Here is a 22874-nt window from a genome sequence, read left to right as displayed (position 1 = left end):
CGTCCATGGCTGAGGGGGAATTTGATTAGCTAGATTAGAAGATGAATCTGATTGAATTTCTGTTTTCGGGTGCTTGACGTGTGAATTGGCACACGTCATTTTTCTTGTTTATGAAGGCCTTAGCCTTTTATCGTTTTTGTCATTGCAATTGACATTATATTTTAATAAGAATTGTGCCGGAATAGTTGTCAATTTCAATGCCACTTGGACTGTTCTTCCACTGAAAAACAGGTGATTTTGTATAACGGAGAGAATTTATTTTTAGATAGAATTAACTCATGGCGGTTAAAAAATCCATCTCATAAAAATAAAGAATAGTGAAAACTCGTCATTTAGGGCGAGTTTTTTACCTTTTATATGTCATGTAAGGCATAATTGATAAGTATACCATCCAAAGTATTTAAAAAAGTTGTATGAAAACATCTCCCCTTTTATTAGCACTTTTGACAATTGAATTTTCTGAAATATCGAACTATTATTAGGGCAAGGAAATTCTTTTTGGGAGGAGAACATGATGCATTCAAGATCTGTAAAGGAAAGAATAGATATTTCCATCCGCGATATTTGGGAAGCAAAGAAACGAATTTCTTCCCTTGTAGATAAGACTCCATTGATTCAATCGGCTATCCTGTCTGAGAAATTGGGACGGAGGGTTTTTTTGAAACTGGAGAATGTTCATGAAATCGGCGCCTTTAAAGTCAGAGGGGCAGCGAATAAAATTTTGAGTTTAAGTCCTGAAGCGAGAGAACGGGGAGTTGCCACCTATTCTACAGGGAACCATGGCATGGCTGTTGCCTATGTGGCGAAAAAGCTTGGAATCGAGGCAGTTGTTTGCATATCCAACCGTGTCCCAAAAGCTAAGGTAGATTCTTTAAAAAGGCTGGGAACTAAAATAGAAATTTACGGTGACAGCCAGGATGCCGCCGGGGAGCGATGCTATGAGCTGGAGAGGACGGAAGGGCTGACTGTGATTCAGCCGTTCGATGATCCTCACGTGATTGCAGGACAGGGAACGATTGGTTTGGAAATTTTGGAGGAACTTCCGAATGTATCAGATGTAATTGTCCCTCTTTCAGGCGGCGGGCTTCTTTCAGGGGTTGGGCTCGCACTTAAATCAAATGACAGAGGGATAAAGGTTTCAGGTGTATGTATGGAAAAATCCGCTGTAATGTATGAGAGTTTAAAGGCAGGGAAACCGGTAGTGCTTGAAGAGAGTGAGACTCTGGCTGACAGCTTGCTGGGGGGAATCGGTCTGGATAACTGCTACACACTTCGTATGGTTCAGGAATACATGGATAACGCTTATCTGATTCCCGAAGAGGAGATTGCATACAGCATGGCTTTTATGATGGATAAGCACAGAATGATTATGGAGGGAGCAGCAGCTACTGGAGTTGCAGCGGTTTTAGGGGGAAAGATTCCCCGGCAGGAGGGGGATGTTGCTGTAATCATCAGCGGACATAATGTGGATCTTTCAGTCATACATCGGATCATTCAGGATTATGCCATCTGTAATGGTGTGAGTAAATAAGTGGCTGAAATGAAGGCTATGGCTATAACCGGACATATGGAAAAATACTGAATTTATTATATTAATAAAATATAAGCAGGCATTGCGGGAAATTTATAGTAGACGTTCCTATCTGAATATGGTTTCCTATAATAAAAGTCTTTTATTATTTTAATCTTAAGGTGTTCAGAGGGGAGCCAACATGAGATTAACAGTTAAAGATGTCCTAAAATACAAGATTCTCAATAGTGCCAAGATTGTTACCGGAAAGGAATATGCTGAAAAACGGCATATCCAATGGATTTCGGCCATAGAAATGCCAGTGGAAAACTTTGTCCGAAAAAATGAAGCGGTATTAACGACAGGGATAGGCTGCGGGCAGGATCCTGAAACTTTCAAAAGGTTTGTTCAGGATGTGATCGACTCTGACGCTTCGGCCCTGATGGTTGCTTTGGGAAGATACATTTTTGATATTCCGACTGAGGTCATAGAACTGGCTGAAATGAATAATTTTATTATTATTGAACTTCCATGGGAAATCCGTTTTTCCAGTATTATCGAATTGGTAATGAAAGAGATTAATGACATCGAATATAAAGAGCGTCAAAAATCAGAAAAGGTTCAGCAGGAACTTCTTAATCTCATTCTAAAAGACACCGATCTGAGGGGTATCTCAAAATTCGTTGAAAAGCATATCGGGCATCCGCTCGTCATTACAGACCGATCAGGCACCCTTCATGAAAAAAGCATCCATACACAATCCTTTATAAAGGAGTGGAAAAAATATGTCCTGCAAGGAATTCTTCCATCAAGGACAGAAAACACTCTATTAAAAGGAGATCCTATGTTTCAGAAGTTCCAAATGATTAAAATAGAAAACCGGATTGTTTTTCAAATTCCGGTGCTCCAGGTAGCCGACAATCCACAAGGCTATATTTTTGTATTGGTTCCCAGTTCGGAATCAATCGAATCCTTTCTCACTCTCTTTCGGGTTAACGTGTTAGAGCACGCTGCAACTACGATTGCTCTTTGGCTTTCAAGGAGAAATGCCATTGAAGAGACAAAAATGCGCCTTCGCAGCGATTTTGTCCATGAGCTTTCTAAGGGCGAATTCCTATCACTTGAACAAGCCGATACAAGGGCAAAATTGCTTGGATATAATCTTAAACTCCCATATGTGTGTATTGTCGGGTATCCGGAAAATATGAAAATTTTATTCCAAAAGCGCAAGCAGGACTACGATTCCTACGAACATTGGCTTGAAAGCATGATTCAATATATCGAAGAAGAAGTCTACTATGCCGCCCAGTCTCTTAAAAAGGACATACTGATGACCTATCAGGGTGAACAGCTTGTCATTTTTCTGGAAACACCAGGGGTGAAGGAAAATGAAAACGCTACAAATTTCCTTGATCTTGTCGAACGGCGCCTGGGAAATTTGCTTCCTGAAGTTGTCATATCGTGGGGCATCGGCAATGCGTTTGAAGGCATTTCAGGATTTGGTGAAAGCTTCCGTCATGCTGGCACTGCTTTAAGCATTGGCCGGCGGAAAAAGGGTTTCGGGCAGCGGATGATGTATGAGCAAACTAGAGTGGACAGGGTGCTGTTAAATTTGGCTGGCAATAAAGAGATGGAAGATATTATTATGTCAACTATTGAGCCTCTTGTACAATATGATGAGCAGCGGCACATGGATTTGATTGGAACTTTCATCGCTTATAATCAATGTCATGGGAATGTAAGTCAGACAGCGAGATCACTAAATCTCCACCGGCAGTCCCTGCTGTACCGGCTAAGGAAGATTGAATCCTTGACTGGCTTGTCCCTTATTGATCCGGATGATTTATTTCTTTTGGATCTGAGCATAAAGATTTGGAAAATAGGAGAACATGCCGTAATGGCAGGTCAACCTTAATAATATTAAAAAAATGCGGAAAAATCCTTTGCGGTTTTTTTCCGCATTTTTTTTGCTTCCAACCAATCACCCAACTTGTCTATTAATCTTTTTGCAGGAAAATTTACTTATAAATATTTTAAAAATTTAAAACCTTTCGATAGTTTGACTAAAATAAAATTTGAATTTTCATACAACTTTGCAGATGATAGTTTTTTTATCCTGACACTATAATAAACCTACAAACTTAATAAAATATCCGGTTTTGCAGGAGGGAGAGCCACCATGTCATTTGGAACAGCAGAGTTTAAAATGAGAATCTTGAAAACAAAAGAAAGAATGGCAGCAGAAGGGATTGAAGTATTGCTTATTACCGATCCCGCTAATATGAATTATCTATCGGGTTATGACGGATGGTCCTTCTACGTGCATCAAATGCTTGTCATCATCATTGATGAGGAACAGCCGATCTGGATCGGTCGCGGGCAGGATGCAAATGGAGCCAAGGTCACGACATGGCTATATCATGAAAATATTATTCCCTACCCTGACGATTATGTACAATCTGAAACCAAACATCCAATGGATTTTGTGGCAGAAATTTTAAAGCAAATCGGACAGCAGAATCGTTTCATTGGTGTTGAGATGGATAATTATTATTTCACGGCAAAGTGCTATGAGCAGCTGAAGAAGGGACTTCCAAATGCAAGTTTCCGGGATGCATCCCTGCTGGTAAACTGGGTCCGTATTATAAAGTCCGATACAGAAATCGAGTATATGAAGAAAGCAGCCAAAATTGTGGAGAAAACAATGGCAGCAGGAATTGAGCTGGTGAATGAAGGTGTACGTGAATGTGATGTGGCAGCGAAAATCTTTCATACACAAATAACAGGCACGGAAGAATTCGGAGGGGACTACCCGGCAATCATGCCTCTTCTTCCATCCGGGGAAAGAACTTCAACTCCGCACTTAACCTGGACGGACCAGCGTTATAAATCAGGCGAGCTTGTGATCCTGGAATTGGCCGGATGCTATAAGCGTTACCATTCTCCTCTTGCCAGAACGGTCCATATCGGCCAGCCCTCCGAAAAAATCATGTCACTTTCGGAAGTGGTTGTCGAGGGACTGAACGCTTGTCTGGACATGATTAAGCCCGGGATTGCCTGTGAAGAAATTGAGGAAGCATGGAAAAAATCGATTGAAAAGAGCGGAATTATAAAGGAATCGCGTCTTGGATATTCCATGGGTCTGAACTATCCGCCAGATTGGGGTGAGCATACGGCGAGCATCCGCAAAGGAGATAAAACCATCCTTCAGCCCAATATGACATTCCATTTGATCCCTGGTATCTGGCTTGATCAATACGGTTTCGAAGCAAGTGAATCATTCAGGGTAACCGAGAATGGATGCGAAACATTTGCAGAACTCCCTAGGCACTTATATATAAAAGAAGCATCACTTTCAAAAATCTAGGAGGTGAAGCAGAGAGATGCTAATTTTTACAGAACAGGAACTTAAGCAGTATGTGCAGCTGAACAAAGAAGCGATTGCAATTGTGGAAGCAGGATTTACGAAGCTTGCAGAAGATGAAGCCGTCATGCCGCCGATTATGCGCGTGGACCTGCACGACCAAAATGGGGAAGTGGATGTCAAAACCGCTTATGTAAAAGGGGAAGACATGTTTGCGATCAAAGTATCTTCCGGATTTTTCAATAATTATAAGCTGGGGCTTCCAAGCGGAAATGGCCTGATGCTATTGATCAGCACCCAAACAGGCCTCCCGCAGGCCATCCTGCTGGATAACGGCTATTTGACCGAGGTGCGGACAGCCGCAGCGGGAGCGATTGCTGCAAACTACCTTTCCAGAAAAATCATTGAAACAGTAGGCGTGATAGGAGCTGGAAGCCAGGCGAGGTACCAGGCAAGGGCGCTGAAACTCGTACGGAACTTTAAAAAAATCCTGGTCTATTCCAGGTCAGAGGATCGTTCGAGAAGGTATGCCTTGGATATGTCGGCCGAATTAGGGGTTGAGGTCCAAGTGGCTGAGAGTGCTGAAGCATTAGTCCGTAATAGTGATACCGTCATTACGACGACTCCCGCAAAAGAACCGGTGATCAAAGCGGAATGGCTCCATCCCGGCCTTCATATTACGGCTATGGGGTCAGATGCTGAGCATAAGCAGGAGCTTGAAGCAGAAGTCCTTGCCCGGGCGGATAAGCTGGTATGCGATACAAAAGCACAGTGTGCCAGGCTTGGAGAATTGCATCACGCACTTGACAAAGGAGTAGTAACGAATGAATCGCAGGTTATTGAATTGGGTCAATTAACATCTGGAAAGCTAAGCGGCCGGATAAATGACGAGGAAATTACGGTTTGTGATTTAACTGGAACAGGAGTCCAGGATACTGCCATCGCCCTGTATGCATACAGTGAATTGGCCAGGCGGGAAATCGGATTGAAAGTTGAGAACGAAAAACTGGCAATAAAAAACTGAGAAGGAGTGATCGTATGGTAAAAGAAAATGTTCAGGCAGGTACAAAAGCGGTATGGGCTGGGGAAAAGGATTATTTGGTGCATGGAGCGACCCAGGTGCCGGTCGTACTCAGTGTGGCATATGGCTATGATGATATGGATGAGTGGTATGATGTAGCGATTGGAAAGAAGAAGGGTCATATTTACGGAAGAAATACAAACCCGACTGTTCAGTCATTTGAAGATAAAGTAAAAATCCTTGAAGGCGCCGAATCAGCAACAAGCTTCTCAACTGGCATGGCTGCAATCAGCAATACATTATCAACGTTCCTGGTTCCGGGAGACCGCATTGTATCCATGAAGGATACGTATGGCGGAACGAACAAGATTTTCACGGAATTCCTGCCGCGCCAGCAAATAGATGTGGCTCTTTGTGAAACGGGGAATCACGAGCAAATAGAAGCAGAGGTCGCAAAAGGGTGTAAAATCCTCTACCTCGAAACACCGACCAATCCAACTGTCAAGATCACTGATATCGAACGCATGGCAAAAGCAGGACACGATGCCGGGGCGATTGTCATTGTCGATAATACGTTTGCAACGCCAATGAATCAGAACCCTATAAAACTTGGTGTGGATCTGGTTATCCATAGTGCTACGAAATTCCTCGGCGGGCATGCGGATGCGCTGGGCGGAGTCGTTTGCGGTCCGCACGATCTTGTGGAGAAAATCTATCATTATCGTGAAATCAACGGAGCCACAATGGATCCGATGGCAGCTTATCTGATGATCCGTGGTATGAAAACGCTTCACCTTCGTGTCCGCCAGCAATGTAAAAATGCCATGGCGCTTGCCAAATACCTGCAGACAAAGGATATGGTGGAATCAGTTTACTATCCAGGGCTTGAAACACATCCAAACCATCATATTGCCAAAAGGCAGATGAAGGATTTTGGCGGGATGCTCAGCTTTGCTGTCAAAGGCGGAGTGGATACAGTCCGTGACTTGCTGCCAAAATTACAATTTGCCAACCGTGCTGCAAATCTCGGCGCTGTCGAAACAACAGTAGGGCCGGCCCGAACAACAAGCCATGTCGAGTGTACGCCTGAGGAGCGTGCAGCAGTTGGCATTCCGGAAGGGTTAATCCGTGTCTCCTGCGGGATTGAAGAAATTGAGGACCTCATTGCAGATTTTGAACAGGCATTTAGCCATGCAGAAAGTGTTTTGCAAGTAAAGTAGATTACTAGTTCCGATCGAGGTGAGAGATGATGTCAAATAATCATCCTATCGTTGAGCAAGCGAATAAGTTGGCTGGCCGTCTGGTTGAATGGCGCCGTCATCTTCATGAGCATCCCGAGCTTAGCTTTCAGGAGTTCGGGACCTCCCGTTTTGTTGCGGATGTGTTAAAGGAAATAGACGGTATCGAAGTAGAAACAGGAGTGGGTCTTGAAACAGGAGTATTAGGCACTTTGACCTCTGGGGATGGACCAGTCATTGCACTGAGGGCTGATATGGATGCCTTGCCGATTACGGAGGAAAATCGAACAGTCTATTCGTCCAGAACTGAAGGTGTGATGCATGCTTGCGGCCATGATGCACACACCTCCATTCTCCTGGGGGCGGCTTCCCTCCTCTCGGACCAATTTAAAAAGGGCGAATTAAAAGGGACGGTTAAATTTATTTTCCAGCCGGCAGAGGAGAGTACCGACACTAACGGACTTTCAGGTTCACCGTACATGGTCCGTGCAGGGGCTTATGACCAGGCCGAAGTTGCCCTTGCACTTCATGTCTGTCCATGGCTTCCGGTAGGGAAAGTGCAAATCAGCGATGGCTACAGTATGGCTAATGTGGATGTTTTTGAAGTGAAAATACATGGCTCAGGCGGACACGGAGCTTATCCGGAGCTTGGCACTGATCCTATTTGGATGCTTGGCCCGGTCATGCAGGCACTGTATGGAATTACAGCCAGGAGGGTTTCCGCGCTGGATGCTGCCGTTATCAGCATTGGGCAAATCCATGCAGGCACAGCAAGCAACATCATTCCGACTGAGGCAGTAATTCAGGGTACCATTCGAAGCTATACACCGGAAATCCGTGATTTTTTGGCATCGGAAATAAAGAAAGCGCTTTCCATCGTTGAGCATTTGGGCGGGTCCTTTTCATTGAGTATCCAAAGAGGGGAGCCGGCTTTAAAAAATCATCCTGCCGTCAATGAATGGATTACGGACGCCATTGCACAGACATATCCAGGCATGGGGATCATCAGGCGCCCATTTGGCCTTGGCGGAGAAGACTTCGGCTATGTCACTGAAAAAATACCGGGATCCATGTTTTTCCTTGGATGTGGACCAATGGAGGGGGGACAGCGTGATCTGCATACCCCGATTTTTGATTTGGATGAAGCCTGTCTGCCGATCGGAACAGCCATTTTGGCACAAACGGCGGGCACATTTTTAAAAAAGAAACAGAAAGTACAAATAGACCAAAATATGGAGGTGGAAATGCTTGGCACATAAATTGGCGTTTATAGGATTTGGGGTTGTTGGCCAGGGATTGGCGGAAATTCTGCGTGATAAGAAACAGGCGCTGAAACAGAACGAAGGATTCGAAGCAGAAATTGTTGCCATTTCCGATTTGAGGAAAGGGGCAATCTACCATCCGGGCGGACTGGATATCGGGAAAGTTTTGCAAGTATTGCAGGAAACAGGGAGCTTGGAGAATTATCCGGAAAGCCCGGGGCTAATCAGGGGATGGGACAGTATCAGAACAATCAGGGACACCAATGCAGATACGGTTATCGAGGTTTCGTATACAGATGTCAAAACCGGTCAGCCCGCCATAGACCACTGTAAGGCTGCATTTGAAAGAGGAAAAAATGTGGTGATGACCAATAAAGGCCCTGTTGCACTCGCTTACCGTGAGCTATCAGAAATGGCCAAAAAGCATGGTGTCTACTGGGGATTTGAGGGAACCGTCATGAGCGGTACACCAGCATTACGGATGCCGGCCGCTGCCTTGGCCGGTAATGACATTACGGAAATCCGCGGCATATTGAATGGAACAACCAACTATATTCTGACCAAAATGGAACAGGAGGGTGTTTCTTATGAAGCGGCTCTAAAAGAGGCGCAAAAACTCGGCTATGCAGAAGCGGATCCTGCCAGCGATGTAGAAGGCTATGATGCAAGATATAAAATTGTCATTCTCGCAAACCATGTCATGAATTCTCCTTTATCAGTCGAGCAAGTGGAATGCAAGGGCATTACAGGCATCACGCTGAATGATATTGAAAATGCTAAGGCGGAAGGGAAGACCTGGAAGCTGATTGCAAAAGCCAAAAAGGAAAACGGAAGGGTCATTGCCTCGATAACTCCTGAAAAATTGGATGCTGAAGATCCTTTGTCTTCCATTAAAGGCGCTGTCAATGCCATTACGTATCAATGCGATCTTTTGGGCACAGTCACATTAAGCGGTGCAGGAGCAGGGAAAATAGAGACAGGATTCTCCCTTTTGATTGACTTAATTTCCATTAATCGACAAAGGCAGCTTGTTTCAATCTAAAACGGAAAGGCGGTAATTAGCATGACTACTCAACTAACCGGACAAAGAATGTTTCTCGCAGGCGAATGGGCGGCAGGAGAAAGATTAATTGAAGTTCGCGATCCGCAGGATAACAGCATGATTGATACTGTACCAGCAGCTTCGAAGGAAGATATGCTGAATTGTATTGAAGAAGCGAAAGAGGGGGCGAAAATTGCTGCTTCCCTTCCTGTCCATCAGCGAATGGCGATTATTAATCGGGCTGCAGACTATATTGAAGCCAATAAAGATAAATATGCCAAAACGATCGCAAGGGAAGGAAGCAAAACCATTCGGGAAGCCTCAAAAGAAGTGGAAAGAGCCATACAGACCTTCCGGATCAGTGCAGAAGAAGCAAGAAGGATTCATGGAGAAACCATACCGTTTGACCAGATGCCCGGGAGTGAAAACCGCCTGGGATACTACCGCCGTTTCCCTATTGGAATTATTGGCGCCATTACACCCTTTAACGATCCATTAAATCTTGTAGCACATAAGGTGGGTCCCGCCATCGCTTCCGGGAATGCCATTATCGTGAAACCAGCAACAGTGACTCCTCTCAGCGCCCTTTTAATCGCCGAAGCCTTTGACCAAGCCGGATTGCCGCCTAAAGTGTTATCGGTCATCACTGGGTATGGAAGCGAAATTGGGGATGCTCTTGTCACCCATCCTGCTGTGCGAATGATTACCTTTACTGGAGGCCTGGACGCCGGGGAACAAATTACCCGGAAAGCAGGATTGAAAAAGATAAGTATGGAGTTGGGGTCCAACTCTCCTGTCATTGTGCTCGAGGATGCTGATTTGGAAGAGGCTGTTGAATCAACGGTTTCAGGGGCATTTTGGGCAGCAGGGCAAAATTGCCTCGGTGTTCAAAGAGTGTACATCCAGAATTCTGTTTATGAGGCATTTCAACAGGCTTTCGTTGCCAGGACAAATCAATACTGCGTAGGGGATAAGCAATCAGAACTGACGGATATGGGGCCGCTTATTACGGAAAAAGAGGCTGTCCGGGTTGAAAGGATGGTTAATGAAGCGAAACAAAAAGGAGCAGCCGTGTTAACAGGCGGAAAGAGGAATTGGGCATTTTACTCGCCTACCGTTCTCGAAAATGTTCCGGAGGACTGTACCATTGCGAGAGAAGAAATTTTTGGTCCGGTTGTACTCTTATACAAAGTATCTTGTCTGGACGAAGCAATCAGTAAATCGAATGACATAAATTATGGCTTGCAGGCCGGAATATTTACCAAGGATATCGAAAAAGCCCATAAAGCCATCGACAAATTGGATGTAGGCGGAATAATGATCAATGACAGCAGTGACTACCGGATTGATGCCATGCCATTTGGCGGCGTGAAAAATTCAGGATTAGGCAGGGAAGGCATCAAATTTTCGATCCAGGAGATGACGGAACCGAAAGTAGTCTGCTTTAAATTAGCGAACTATAGCAGTCTATAAATTTAATAATATCAGACAGCCGACAAGCTGCCTGAATATCGTGTGAGGAAGAACGATCCGGCTTCGGAGGGTCTTCCTTTCCTTTTAAATAGCTGAAGTTATAATTTATGTCATTCAACATCCTTCATAACCCTTGGAAATCAGACAGGCTTTATAATTCTATCAAACTTGAATTACAGTTTTCCGGAAGGCAAACAAGTACGATAGCCGAACAAAAGACTAATAAGGAGGATTTTATTTTGAAGAAAAACGGGGACCGAGCTTCATATAACAATCCAGTCTTTAAAATCTCAGCCATAATTGTTGGACTTTTTACCATTTGGGGAGCCTTTTCTCCTGATAGTCTTGCTAAGAATGCCTCTATCGTTTTTAACTTTACCAGTAAATCATTTGGATGGCTTTATTTAGTCAGTGTAGCTCTTTTTGTATTCTTTTGTTTATACCTTGCTTTTAGTAAATATGGAAACATAAAGCTCGGGCCGGATGGAGAAAAAGCCGAGTATTCCTTATTTGCCTGGATCAGTATGCTGTTCAGCGCGGGTTTTGGGGTAGGAATTGTCTTCTGGGGTGTAGCAGAACCGCTGTCTCACTTTACTTCTCCACCGCTTCCTGGTGTAGAACCGCAATCAGCAGAAGCCGCACGGGTAGCCATGCGATATTCGTTTTTTAACTGGGGCATTCATCAATGGTCAGTCTTTGCCATTGTCGGACTGGCTCTTGCTTATTATCAATACCGTCATAAAAGGAAGGCTCTTGTAGGTGAAGTATTAAGTGCAAAGCACCCCGAAAAAAGAAAAAGGCTAAAGTCAGCAGTTAATATACTGGCGGTCATTGCTACAGTAACGGGAATTGCCACCTCGCTGGGAATGGGTGTATTGCAAATTAATGGCGGCTTGAACTATGTCTTCTCAGTACCCAACAATCCTTGGATGCAAATCGGCATTGTTGGCATCATGCTTGTCCTTTATCTTGTTTCAGCAACGACCGGTATTGATAAAGGGATCAAGATTTTGAGTAATACAAACATGATTTTGGTTCTTGCTTTAATGGTGATCTTCCTGATCAGTGGCCCCACCGTCTTTATATTCGAAAGCTTCGTTCTTGCCATTGGGGATTATATCCAGCATTTTATAGAAATGAGCTTCTATTTGACCCCATACACAGGTGAAGCGTGGGTTCAGGATTGGACAGTTTTTTATTGGGCATGGGTGATTGCCTGGTCTCCTTTCGTCGGTTCCTTTGTTGCACGGATATCAAAGGGGAGAACGATCAGGGAATTTATTATAGGTGTAATGATTGTCCCTCCAGCCATTGGGTTTGTATGGATGGCCATTTTCGGGGGAACAGGATTATACATGGATTTATTCCAGGGTACCGCCATTTCCGAAGCGGTTTCGCAAGATGTAACAACCGCCATTTTCGTTCTGTTAAAGGAGTTTCCATTATACACATTGTTATCAGTAATCATGCTTGTCCTAATCGTCATATTCCTTGTCACTTCGGCGGATTCAGCTGTTTTCGTTCTGGGCATGATGACATCTGATGGCGATTTGAATCCTTCCAATATGGTAAAAGTGATCTGGGGAGTATTAATGGCAGGGATTACTGCCGTTTTAATTGCCAGCAGCGGATTAAAAGGACTGCAAACCGCATCCTTGGTTTCTGCTCTGCCTTTTACCATCATATTGGGCATTATTAGCATCTCGCTCTATAAATCATTGTCCAGGGAGAGAAAAGAAGCAAAAGGACAAACCGAGTCTGTTCCCTTGAAGAAAGCGCAGTAATAATTCAAAAGATTATGCGGTGAACAATCCTAGCACTATTAAGAGTAAAAACGCTATTCCTTCGATAAGGATAGCGTTTTTATTGCGTAAGGATTCTCAGGAAGACGGCAGGGTGATTTCTGCCTCGGCAGGGTGATTTCTGCCTCGGCAGTATATTACTGGCCAAACTTCCCGCGATAATGAGCCAAAGCCATAAGCGGAAAGATATACCGATAGCTATGGTAATGAATATAAAAGCTCCCCGCCATGGCCTGCCCTTTTGGATAATCAGTCGTCCAATCCTCTTTGTCAATTGAGTTCAGCAGGTATTGAATTCCTTTTTGAATCTGTTCAGTTGGCTGGTCTTCCGCTGCAATTAGAGCATCAACCGCCCATGCCGTGTCTGTAAGGGTACTTGCCTTCAAGGGAACATAAGAATGTTGGCTGTCGCTCAGGCAGGATTCTCCCCATCCGCCATCCTCGTTTTGGATTTTCTTCAGCCAGTCACAAGCCTTACTGACAGAAGGATGGTTTGCATGGCCTGCCGCAACAAGCCCTGTTACGGATGCCCAGGTCCCGTAAATATAGCAAATACCCCATCTGCCATACCAGGAACCATCCTGCTCCTGATTTTCCACTAGCCAGTTTACCGCGTTATTATTCAAAGGGTCTGCAGCTGGCAGATTCGTATAGTTTCCCAAAAACTCAAGCGTTCTCCCGGTCAGATCGGCTGAGGTGGGGTCTCCAAACATATATTCACCCTTTTCAATCGGAAGAAAGGTGAGCCATGGATTTTCGGTGTTTCTTTCAAAGGAAGGCCATCCGCCATCATCATTCTGCATGGATATCAGCCACTGAAGGCCGCGGTCCCAGGCATCCTGATATTCTGAGCGGTTCCCGGCACTTCTGGCAATCGCCCTCAAAGAAGCAGTAGTATCATCGACATCCGGGTTGAGGGTGTTGACATCGGAAAATCCCCATCCTCCCGGCTTTCCATGGGGGTTATGGATCGCCCAGTCCCCATACTTTTCATGCTGACGCTTCAGCAAATAGGTGTTTGCTTTCTTTACTGCAGGGTCATCGGGAGAAACACCGGCTAATTGGAGAGCTGTATTTATGAGAGATGTATTCCATACACTGGCGTTTGCGTATTGGATATGAGGGAGGCCGTCTATATCAGTCCGGAGCGATTTCAGCCCCTCAACTGCATTCTTTATTACGGGCTCTTCTTTGGAATAGCCAAGAGACAGGAGCGCAAAAATCATTAAAAAGGTTGAGCTGAAATAACTATAGAAGGTCCCATCCGGCTCAATCCGTTCGAGCATATAATCCTTCGCCCGGTCCATTGCCAATGAGTGAAGCTGTTCTGGCAAACCCAAAAGCTCTTCAACACCTTCTTTGATGTCTGATAAAAATGATCGGTATCCCGGCTGGACCTCCCACCGGGCTCTTGTTAATAGCAAGTCAGAAAGGTCAGGGCTGTTTGCTGTTTTGATGCTGAACTTTTTTTCTGAAAGAATGAGAATCGGAGCCAGATTCACACGCCCATACACCGAAAACTGATAAAAATTGAAAGGGAAGGACAGGGGAAAAAGCATAATCTCAACAGGAATCGGAAAGGATTCAGGCCATGGATATTGTCCCGTAGAAGCTAGCATAATTTTGGTAAAAATATTTGCGTTCTCCATTCCGCCATGCTCCTGTATAAATTCTCCCGCAGCTTTCATCCTTGCGTCTTCCTTCTCTATATAGCCCGAATAAAGAAGTCCATAATAAGCCTCCAGTGTGGCATTTGCATTTCCATCCTGTTCATCCCGGAAAAGCTTCCAGGCTCCATTTTCTTCCTGCTTGCTTAGGATTCTTGCGGCAAGTCCCTTAATTAATTTTTCATCATGTATCTCCAGTGTCCTTAATAAAATGATCATATAAGCGTCTGTTGAAATGCCGGTTTCAAAAGGATAATTCCATGAACCATCATGGGACTGATTTTTTCTTAATGCGGCAATGAGACGTTTCATGCCAGCAGCGGTATAGGTCATTCATGCACATTCCTCTCCAGTTAAATTGCTCCTATAAATACATATTCATTTCACAGAGAGAGAATTCATGGAGGAGGTCTGCTTATCTTTTTTCAAAAGAAACAACCAATGAACTGGTTAAAAGAAGAATTAAAGAAAAGAGATCATAAGCAAATTAAGCTTTCAGATGAAGAAAAGGGGATTCTGGGCCAGGTTAAAAGGGAGACAACAAAATGGAATCTAAATAACGTCACACGGACACAGGCCTATCTTGATTTCTACAGGCAGCATCCCGAAATCCATTGGGCCTTTTTGGGGCATATGGTTTCCCGCAATGGCGGCTGGAGTATGACCGACCTAAAAGGGGAGCTCCTGTCCAGATTACTATCAAATCGCGAAAAGCAATCCTTCTTTTCTTTTCTGGAAAGAGGGAACTGGCTCATTTTTCAGGATGCGTATCCGCAATTTTTGATATATAAAGAAAGCTTGAAGCGAAACAAGCCCTTATTTTACCTTTTCCCGTTCCTTAATATCTCGGTTTTTATGGAAACAGTCTGGAGCAGTTTTTGGAGGAAGCCTGATCCCTATATGCTCACCATTGCCCTAATCATCAATGAACAAAGCTATTTAGAAAAAAGGGTCATTCAAAATCCGCAATTTAAGCTTGAAGTTTTTCAAAAGCTTGAATTTAAGCTGCAGGAGCTGCTGTCCTTGAATCACATCCTCTTTCCTTATGAAAAGAAGAGTGTTCTTCATCTGAAAGGCCAGACATTGAATCATTTTGAATCGCTGCACGAGCGGATCACATTAGGGAAAAGGCTGTACGATGTTCTGTTTAAAGACAAAGAGGTGCTTGCCCCTACCGAAGAATGGGCGAATGCACATCCTCATACCGGCTCAAGAAAGGATTATTGGCCGCATATTTTCAATGATGTTCACGAAGGGCTGCCAGGCGAACAATATCAATTTCAGCTAAAGTCGTGTCAGCTCCGGCCGGGCGGTAGAAGAATTTATAGCCCAAGCCTTGAAAACGCCTGGGAAAATGTAAGTCAGCCTGAAGCGGAATTAGGAGATTGGTATAAAAGTGACCACGTATTGGAGTATTTTTTGGAGTCAGACGATATGATTAATGGGGAGATCCGGCATGCATACTGTCAAACACTTGAAAGGCTCGAGCTCGCAGCCCTTGCCAAAAAGGCTGTCTGGAATTAAAGCCTATATACCGGCTATGCTGCTGGCATCGCTATTAGGCACATATTTAGATTTGTATTTTACCGGGAAGGGGATGTACGCTTTCCCAATAAGGCCATTCTCAGGCATCTTTACGATCAATATTTTATTCACCCTGGCCGTCCTTCCGATTTTCATGATTTCTTTATTAAAAATAATGGAAAGCTTAAGGGGCCGGTTCCGGTGGATGTTTGTATTGGCCATCAGTATAGCGATGGCAGCTGCAGAAAAAATCGCAGAGAGCTTAGGTATGTTTGTTCATGCCGAAAGCTGGCATCATCTTTATACCTTCATAGGCTACTGCCTATTTATTGGATTGGTTGCTGTTTTTCATGGATGGATGAATGGAAATCGCTAAAAAAAGCCTATTTCAATAGTGTAAAGGCTTCCGTTTTCGGTTGATTTATTGAAAATTGGCATAAAGAATGACGTGTGATTGGCACACGTCATTTTCCTTAAAAAAAACTCGTCACGTCATGACTGGCGAGTTTTAAATGCATGCAGGAAATAATATATATCATTATTCAACAAAACCATCTGATTGTTGAATTAGCATGCTCTACATATTTTTGCTTTCCTGAAGAAGTTTGGATTTTCCTGTACGTTCCCATTCTTCTACTGTTTCATATGCTTTTTCAGGGGAATACCCCTTCCCTACAAGAACTCCCATTAGAATAAACTCTTGAAGAATGTGTGTCATGTTAATTCCTCTTTTAACGTCCTCCAAGCCTTCTTTTACCAAAAACTCCGTATGTCTTACCCATTCATCCGGAGTCTTTCCGAAAGCTGCTGTTTTCCCATTTCCATTAGCCGAACCTTCCATTGCCATCGCATCTGCCTTCGTTTTATGCACGGTACCAAATGGATGGTTTGGCGGGGCATATATGGAGTAAAGTTTCAACGGAACATTTCCTGTGTTTGTGACATTGTGCCACATTCCAGCCGGAATCATAATAGCAGAGTCATCGAAGACTCTCCATTGGAAACTTAAATTATCTTTACTTTTGCCCATTTGAACAATCCCCTGGCCTTGTTCAATACGTAAGAATTGATCCACATCAGGGTGAATTTCCAATCCGATATCTTCACCAACATTAAGACTCATTAATGTAACCTGCAAATGACTTCCTGTCCATAGTGCAGTACGATACGTGCTGTTTTGTTTGGCGGCCTCATTGATATTTATAACAAATGGGTTAGAACCATAATCTTTTAAGATTTCTCTGCTATCACCATAAAATGAACGATAAGAATTGAATGCCAACTCATTAGGATAAGCCCAATAACCAGCAGCACTTCCGTAAGTATGCGCTGGTACATTTGCATAATAAGGATTTTGATGCGTATAGGGCGTATAATACATTTTCCTCAATCCCTTCATATTTATCTATTATCAATAAATTATCTTATGTACATATAAGTGGAAGGTACTTATTAATTTTAAATGGCCAATTTCGCTGTTGGAAAATTCATTTCCTCTTTTGCATTTATAAAACAAAGATGTCCTATGTTAAAGAAAGTTAACACTCTATTTACAAATCAATAAAGCACTCATTGTTCGACATTTTTTTAATAATCACTTGATATAATGACATTATTTTAAGAGGAAGGGAGATGAATATCATACGCATCGAGAATAAACCCATCTAAAATAAAGATTCAATCATTGGGGGAGGAACCATGACGGAGATTTTGCTTTATGTCGGTACATATATTTCGCTTACTTTTGCCCTTGGCTGGCTGATTACGGTTGCTTTTAATCTGTTCTTAAAATGAAAAGATAGTAAAGTCCTTTCCGCTTCATCAAGGACGCCACGGCTCGTGCATATTCTTCAGGAATCCTATTATCCAGGGAGGAATTCGATATGTGGATTTTAACGCTTTTTTCACAGGACGGGATTCAAATGTTTGAGTATGACACTAAGGAAGAAGCAAAAACAGAGTTTAAAAATGCCAATGGATGCAAAATTCTATCTGAGATCATTCATTATAGAGACTTTGAAAATAGATAATAGACTAATTGTAGAAAAGGCCTTCTTTCGATGAAGGTCTTTATTTATTTTGCTGTCAGATAAACGGATTCTTAAATTGTTTATAAATAATAAAACAAAAACAAATTTTGTTTGACTAAACTCAAACATTACTTTAATATGTTTAATATAAATCAAACAAATTATTACTTTGTTTATAAAAATAGGATGTGTTTTAACGAATGGAATTATCAAATCAATTCTGGGACTCTTCTTTGGAGGAGCTAAAACAGGGTTACATTGAAGAAAAAGAAGTATACACTTGCCTGTTATGCGGGGAAAAGACGGAAAAAGGGATTGTCTATCCATATAAAGATCGATTTTACGAAGCGGAACGGTATATGCGCATTCATATTGAGACGGAGCATATTTCGGTTTTTGACTACCTGCTTTCGATGGATAAGAAGCTTACAGGACTCACGGATCATCAGAAAAGTCTTCTGCAGCTTTTTTATCAAGGCAAGAGCGATAAAGAAATTCAGAAGGAGCTGGAAATGGGCAGCACTTCGACCATACGCCATCACCGCTTTGCCTTAAAGGAAAAGGAACGTCAGGCGAAGACCTTCCTGGCGATTATGGAATTGCTGAAGGAAAAGGATGAGCATGCACCAGCGTTCCTGCCGGTCCATAAAACAGCCACGATGGTGGATGACCGCTACAACATTACAGAGGGGGAACAGGAGAAAATTCTAAAGAAATACTTCCCTGAGGGCAGCGGAATGCCCCTCGCGAAATTTCCGCCAAGAGAGAAGCAAAGGCTGATTGTACTGCGGGAAATTGCCGGCCGGCTAAAGTCTGATTACACATATGGCGAGAAAGAGTTAAACGAGGCACTAAAGGCTATTTATGAGGATTATGCATTGATTAGAAGGTACTTAATCGATTATGGGTTTTTAGAACGAAAGCCTGATGGCAGCGAGTATTGGCTTAAAAAATAGAAAAACGGGGGATTACCATGGAACGTAAAAAAGAATTAAAGCAGCAGTTTAAAGAAACACCCATTGAAGCAGGGGTCTATCAAATAAAGAATACAGTGAACAATAAAATCTTCATTGGCAGCACCAATAATTTAAAAAGCTTAAATGGAGTAAGATTCTCACTCGAAACAAACGGCTATATGCCTAATCGAAAGCTGCAGGGTGAATGGAATCAGTACGGGAAAGAGGCTTTTGAAATCAGCATTCTGGAAAAGCTGAAAAAGAAGGATGATCCGTATTTCAACGAGAAGGAAGCGCTGGAAAAGCTGGAGGAAAAATGGCTGGAGGAGCTTCAGCCATTTGGCGACAAAGGTTATAACAAGGAATAATAACAGTTGAAGTCTGATTCCCTTATGAATCGGACTTTTTTGTGCAATCTGCTTTTGAAAGAATAGCAGAAATCTGTGTAAATCTGGGAATTTTTATGAAAATCGTTGGATATGTTTGTTAGAATTAAGGGTGGGCAAATTAACTTAATATAAGATGTTTTATGAAAGGAATTTATTGACGAATGAAAAAGCCAACAAAGATTCTTTCTATTTATGCAATTGTAATGGTGATGGCAGGAATGCTTGCGGGATGCGGAGACAAAACAAAAGATGGTTCCGCTGATGACGATTTGAAAAACAATTCATCGTTAGAATCTGCTGCTGAAGAGACAGCAGGTGAGTCAGAGGCTAATGATGGAGAAGACTCTTCAACAGAAGAATCTGCTCATAGTGAACCAGATAGTATGGCTTCTGAAAATAGTGCAGGGGATAAAGAAGACAATAAAACATTATCCCAGTATTCCAGTCAGCAAATCGAATACGCAAGAGTTTGGCTGCAGCTTGGACCGAATCAGGAACTCGATGAATTGTATGTTAGGCACATTCCTGCCGGTACACCACTTAATCCGGAAGATGAGACAAGTGCAGGCTATCCGGAAGATGTAATTCAGTTAGCAGGTTCACGCCTTGCAGATGGTTCCGTTACTTATAGTGGAAATGGGGACGGGACGATTAATGTTTACAATGTTCCTTTGCGATGGGATGGCCAATACCCTGCAGGAGAAAAATTTTACAGTGATATAATTGAAAATACAAAGCAAGTGTCCATCGAACCAGGCGAGGATGAAAAGGTTATTGAATTAATAGAAAAGCAAATCGAAGAATAAATAGTATGGATGGAAAAAGAGCTGGACTGACAAAGTCAATTCCAGCTCTTTACACATGGTCTTATTTTAAAGCAAATGAATCCTTCAGCCAATTCTTCCCCTCAACAATCCGGCTGACCATCATGGCCGATACCGTGTTGCCGGCTGAATTCAGGAGGGTAGCCGGTGCATCAATGACCGTAGAGATGACTGCGATGATCGGCAGCACTTCAGGAGGGAAGCCGAACACACTCAAAATGAGCATCTCGCCTATCATTCCGCCACCAGGGATGGCCCCCATAACAGCTCCGACCAGGAATGAAACAGCCAGGATAGTAAGAATGCTGGTCATACTCGACATGTCTTTCCCGAACAAGCTGAACAGGAACACAATCTTAAAGACTCCGCCAAGAACAGAGCCATCTTTATGCGTGTTGGCCCCTAGCGGGATCATGGTTTCAGCGATATCCTGCGGAACGCCCATCTTTCTGACAGCAGCAAGGTTAATAGGAATACAAGCGGCACTCGAGCATGTAGCAATCGCACTGACAGAAGGAGTGATCGCATTTTTCCAGAACACCTTGACGCCATCTTTCCCGCCAGCCGCAAAGGCATACAGCGTAAAGAAGCCAAAGAAGTAGATTAGCGTTAATACCAGATAAAGAACAAACACACGTACATATCCGCCGAGTATCTGCGGGCCAAGCTCACCAATGATCGTCGCGAAATAACAGCCAAGACCGATTGGTGCATAGTACATCACAAATCCAACAATTTTCATCATCACAGCGGAACCGGATGAAAGAAGGTTGGCAATCGGTTTGCCTTTTTCACCGGACATCGCTGTTGCCAGTCCGAATAAAATCGAGAACACAATCAGCTGCAGCATGTTGTTCTTTGAGAACAGCATCTGGAAATCAGGAACCGTGAACGCCTGAACCAGCTGCCCTAGGAACGTAACTTCTTCTGCCTCAGGATCGATGGCCGCCTCCGTCATTATGCTTTTAATAGCAGAGACGTCTGTATTCTTCAGGGGATCCACAATGGAAATCCCGATGAATCCCAGTATAGCGGAAATGACAGCCGTTATAAAAAACACGGTGAAAATCCCGGCCATGATCTTCCCAAGCCTTTTCATTCCGCTCATATTCGCAAGGCTCGATGCGATGCTGAAAAAGACAAGCGGCACAATAATCATAAATAATAAATTTAAAAATAAATCCCCAAACGGCTTCACAACCGCAGTCTTCGGGCCAAAAACCACTCCGGCAACTCCGCCGATCAGGATGGAGAGGAGCAGGAAGATGGTTAGCTTGTAATTTGCAAAAACCTTTTTCATGATGTCTCAACCTTTCTGTGTAATTCAACACTCTATTATATAATTAAATCGTGGCTTAAAAGAAGGCTGATGGAATAATTCTTTTTATTCTGTCTGATTCGTCTTTACTGGCCAAGCACCATTTGACATCAATCAGTAAATATCTTACAGTGATATTATCCAAAAGTCGAAAGGGTGAAGAAAAGCACATGATCCTTTAATCCTGCACTTAGTGAAAGCCGATAGTACAGCCTTCCGTTCAAGTTCCACACCGTGTGGGAATGGGCTTTATTTATCGATGATTTTTCTGAGACAGGATTGAATGTGTGTGCTTTGCTTTTTGACTTGAAGAACGGCTTTATTTCGAAAAGCCTATTTAAGTCTATGGTTGTGCAGCACTGCCTCCTGTCTCGGAAAGTCGAGATAGGAGGCTTTTGTTTTGGGGAAATTTTAGTGGTTCGGAGGTAGAAGGATGGAATTTAAATTACAGGAGATAAAACTTGCCCGTACAAATACAGGCCCATACGGAATCGCTGTTTCAGACAAGGGTGAAGTCTGGTTTACACAGCATAAAGCCAATCAAATCAGCTGCATCGGATTGAATGGGGAAGTGACAGAGTATCCGCTTCCGACACAGGATGCAAAGGTCATGTGTGTAATGGTGTCGTCAAAAGGAGAGGTCTGGTTTACCGAGAATGCAGCAAACAGGATTGGGAGAATTACGAAGGAAGGCACTATTCAAGAATATCCCTTGCCCAATCCAGATTCAGCCCCTTATGGAATTACGGAAGGTCCGACTGGAGATATCTGGTTTACGGAAATGAATGGAAACCGTATTGGGCGGATTAAGGATGATGGTTCTATCACTGAATACAATCTTCCGGCTCAAGGTTCGTACCCGGCATTTATAACGCTGGGATCTGATGATGCTCTATGGTTCACAGAAAACCAAAATAATGCCATCGGAAGAATTACCGAAAATGGAGAAGTGACAGAATTTAAAATTCCTACACCTGCTTCCGGGCCGGTTGGAATTACGAAAGGAAACGATGGTGCACTCTGGTTTGTGGAGATTATCGGCAATAAAATAGGACGTATCAGCGCAGCGGGAGAAATAACTGAATTTGAAATTCCAACCGCGAACGCCCGCCCGCATGCCATCACAGCAGGGGCAGGCAATGATTTATGGTTCACAGAGTGGGGAGCAAATAAGATTGGAAGAATTACAGACAACGGGATGATTGAGGAGTATCCAATTAAAACTCCAAATGCTGAACCGCATGGGATTTCTAGCAGCGATGGGAAGAACATGTGGTTTGCATTGGAGTGTGACAGGATTGGGAAAATCACGTTGATCGAATAATAGAAGGCCTATTTTGATGTGAACTTAATAGATTATTTAACCCCGTCATATAGTGAACTGCCCCCTGTCAAGTAGACAGTAGAAATAATAAAAATGATTTAAGCGGCTTTAGTTCTATATTCCATAGGGC

19 protein-coding genes are annotated in these 22874 nt (G+C 43.3%); 16 read left to right on the top strand and 3 right to left on the bottom strand.

Annotated elements, in window-relative coordinates:
* The first annotated feature begins 511 nt into the window (after window positions 1–511).
* The 9 genes from eutB (at window position 512) to ACTHRG_RS14160 (ending at window position 12694) form a co-directional block, all read left to right on the top strand.
* Window positions 512–1531, top strand: coding sequence for a hydroxyectoine utilization dehydratase EutB (gene eutB / locus ACTHRG_RS14200; RefSeq protein WP_440231407.1), 1020 nt, complete (start codon window positions 512–514; stop codon window positions 1529–1531).
* 181 nt (window positions 1532–1712) lie between these two features.
* Window positions 1713–3425: a PucR family transcriptional regulator gene (locus ACTHRG_RS14195; RefSeq protein WP_440231406.1), complete on the top strand. Its 1713-nt coding sequence runs from the start codon at window positions 1713–1715 to the stop codon at window positions 3423–3425.
* A 264-nt stretch (window positions 3426–3689) separates the two neighbouring features.
* Complete coding sequence (locus ACTHRG_RS14190) at window positions 3690–4877, top strand: M24 family metallopeptidase (RefSeq protein ID WP_076259648.1); 1188 nt, start codon at window positions 3690–3692, stop codon at window positions 4875–4877.
* A 16-nt stretch (window positions 4878–4893) separates the two neighbouring features.
* Window positions 4894–5898 carry a cyclodeaminase gene (locus ACTHRG_RS14185; RefSeq protein WP_440231405.1) on the top strand — a complete coding sequence of 335 codons (1005 nt, stop codon included), beginning with the start codon at window positions 4894–4896 and terminating at the stop codon, window positions 5896–5898.
* Between the two features lie 14 nt (window positions 5899–5912).
* Window positions 5913–7115 carry a cystathionine gamma-synthase family protein gene (locus tag ACTHRG_RS14180; RefSeq protein ID WP_315362606.1) on the top strand — a complete coding sequence of 401 codons (1203 nt, stop codon included), beginning with the start codon at window positions 5913–5915 and terminating at the stop codon, window positions 7113–7115.
* A gap of 29 nt (window positions 7116–7144) precedes the next feature.
* The gene (locus ACTHRG_RS14175; protein ID WP_440231404.1) at window positions 7145–8392 is read left to right on the top strand and encodes a M20 metallopeptidase family protein; all 1248 of its coding nucleotides are present in this window, start codon (window positions 7145–7147) and stop codon (window positions 8390–8392) included.
* Window positions 8382–9437 (top strand): homoserine dehydrogenase, encoded by a 1056-nt coding sequence (locus tag ACTHRG_RS14170; RefSeq protein WP_440231403.1) that lies wholly within the window; start codon window positions 8382–8384, stop codon window positions 9435–9437. Before ACTHRG_RS14175 ends, ACTHRG_RS14170 begins: the two co-directional genes overlap by 11 nt.
* A 21-nt stretch (window positions 9438–9458) precedes the next feature.
* Window positions 9459–10910, top strand: coding sequence for an aldehyde dehydrogenase family protein (locus ACTHRG_RS14165; protein WP_440231402.1), 1452 nt, complete (start codon window positions 9459–9461; stop codon window positions 10908–10910).
* 239 nt (window positions 10911–11149) lie between these two features.
* A complete protein-coding gene (locus ACTHRG_RS14160; protein ID WP_440231401.1) occupies window positions 11150–12694 on the top strand; it encodes a BCCT family transporter in 1545 nt (514 codons plus the stop codon).
* Between the two features lie 155 nt (window positions 12695–12849).
* Here the strand turns inward: ACTHRG_RS14160 and shc are convergent, their stop codons facing one another.
* Window positions 12850–14712 (bottom strand): squalene--hopene cyclase, encoded by a 1863-nt coding sequence (gene shc / locus ACTHRG_RS14155; protein ID WP_440231400.1) that lies wholly within the window; start codon window positions 14710–14712, stop codon window positions 12850–12852.
* Between the two features lie 108 nt (window positions 14713–14820).
* Between shc and ACTHRG_RS14150 the strand changes: the two genes are divergently transcribed.
* The gene (locus ACTHRG_RS14150) at window positions 14821–15903 is read left to right on the top strand and encodes a DUF2515 family protein (RefSeq protein ID WP_440231399.1); all 1083 of its coding nucleotides are present in this window, start codon (window positions 14821–14823) and stop codon (window positions 15901–15903) included.
* Window positions 15836–16279: a CBO0543 family protein gene (locus ACTHRG_RS14145; protein ID WP_440231398.1), complete on the top strand. Its 444-nt coding sequence runs from the start codon at window positions 15836–15838 to the stop codon at window positions 16277–16279. Before ACTHRG_RS14150 ends, ACTHRG_RS14145 begins: the two co-directional genes overlap by 68 nt.
* Before the next feature lie 201 nt (window positions 16280–16480).
* Here ACTHRG_RS14145 and ACTHRG_RS14140 read toward each other — a convergent pair whose 3' ends face one another.
* Window positions 16481–17284 carry a cupin domain-containing protein gene (locus tag ACTHRG_RS14140; protein WP_440231397.1) on the bottom strand — a complete coding sequence of 268 codons (804 nt, stop codon included), beginning with the start codon at window positions 17282–17284 and terminating at the stop codon, window positions 16481–16483.
* A 502-nt stretch (window positions 17285–17786) separates the two neighbouring features.
* On the opposite strand from ACTHRG_RS14140, the gene ACTHRG_RS14135 reads away from it, so the two are divergent.
* The 4 genes from ACTHRG_RS14135 (at window position 17787) to ACTHRG_RS14120 (ending at window position 20084) form a co-directional block, all read left to right on the top strand.
* A complete protein-coding gene (locus ACTHRG_RS14135) occupies window positions 17787–17933 on the top strand; it encodes a hypothetical protein (RefSeq protein ID WP_440231396.1) in 147 nt (48 codons plus the stop codon).
* 200 nt (window positions 17934–18133) lie between these two features.
* Window positions 18134–18889: a DUF2087 domain-containing protein gene (locus ACTHRG_RS14130; RefSeq protein WP_440231395.1), complete on the top strand. Its 756-nt coding sequence runs from the start codon at window positions 18134–18136 to the stop codon at window positions 18887–18889.
* A 17-nt stretch (window positions 18890–18906) separates the two neighbouring features.
* Window positions 18907–19257: a GIY-YIG nuclease family protein gene (locus ACTHRG_RS14125; protein WP_440231394.1), complete on the top strand. Its 351-nt coding sequence runs from the start codon at window positions 18907–18909 to the stop codon at window positions 19255–19257.
* A 182-nt stretch (window positions 19258–19439) separates the two neighbouring features.
* Window positions 19440–20084: a hypothetical protein gene (locus ACTHRG_RS14120; RefSeq protein ID WP_440231393.1), complete on the top strand. Its 645-nt coding sequence runs from the start codon at window positions 19440–19442 to the stop codon at window positions 20082–20084.
* A 61-nt stretch (window positions 20085–20145) separates the two neighbouring features.
* On the opposite strand, the gene ACTHRG_RS14115 is transcribed toward ACTHRG_RS14120, so the two are convergent.
* Window positions 20146–21402 carry a dicarboxylate/amino acid:cation symporter gene (locus ACTHRG_RS14115; RefSeq protein ID WP_076259681.1) on the bottom strand — a complete coding sequence of 419 codons (1257 nt, stop codon included), beginning with the start codon at window positions 21400–21402 and terminating at the stop codon, window positions 20146–20148.
* A 451-nt stretch (window positions 21403–21853) separates the two neighbouring features.
* Between ACTHRG_RS14115 and ACTHRG_RS14110 the strand changes: the two genes are divergently transcribed.
* Window positions 21854–22744: a Vgb family protein gene (locus tag ACTHRG_RS14110; protein ID WP_076259683.1), complete on the top strand. Its 891-nt coding sequence runs from the start codon at window positions 21854–21856 to the stop codon at window positions 22742–22744.
* Window positions 22745–22874: the final 130 nt, after the last annotated feature.

Origin of the sequence: Cytobacillus sp. SAFR-174 (assembly GCF_051964675.1) — a bacterium.
In the GTDB taxonomy this organism is placed as follows: Bacteria; Bacillota; Bacilli; order Bacillales; family Cytobacillaceae; genus Cytobacillus.
This window is presented reverse-complemented; position numbering and strand designations above follow the sequence as displayed.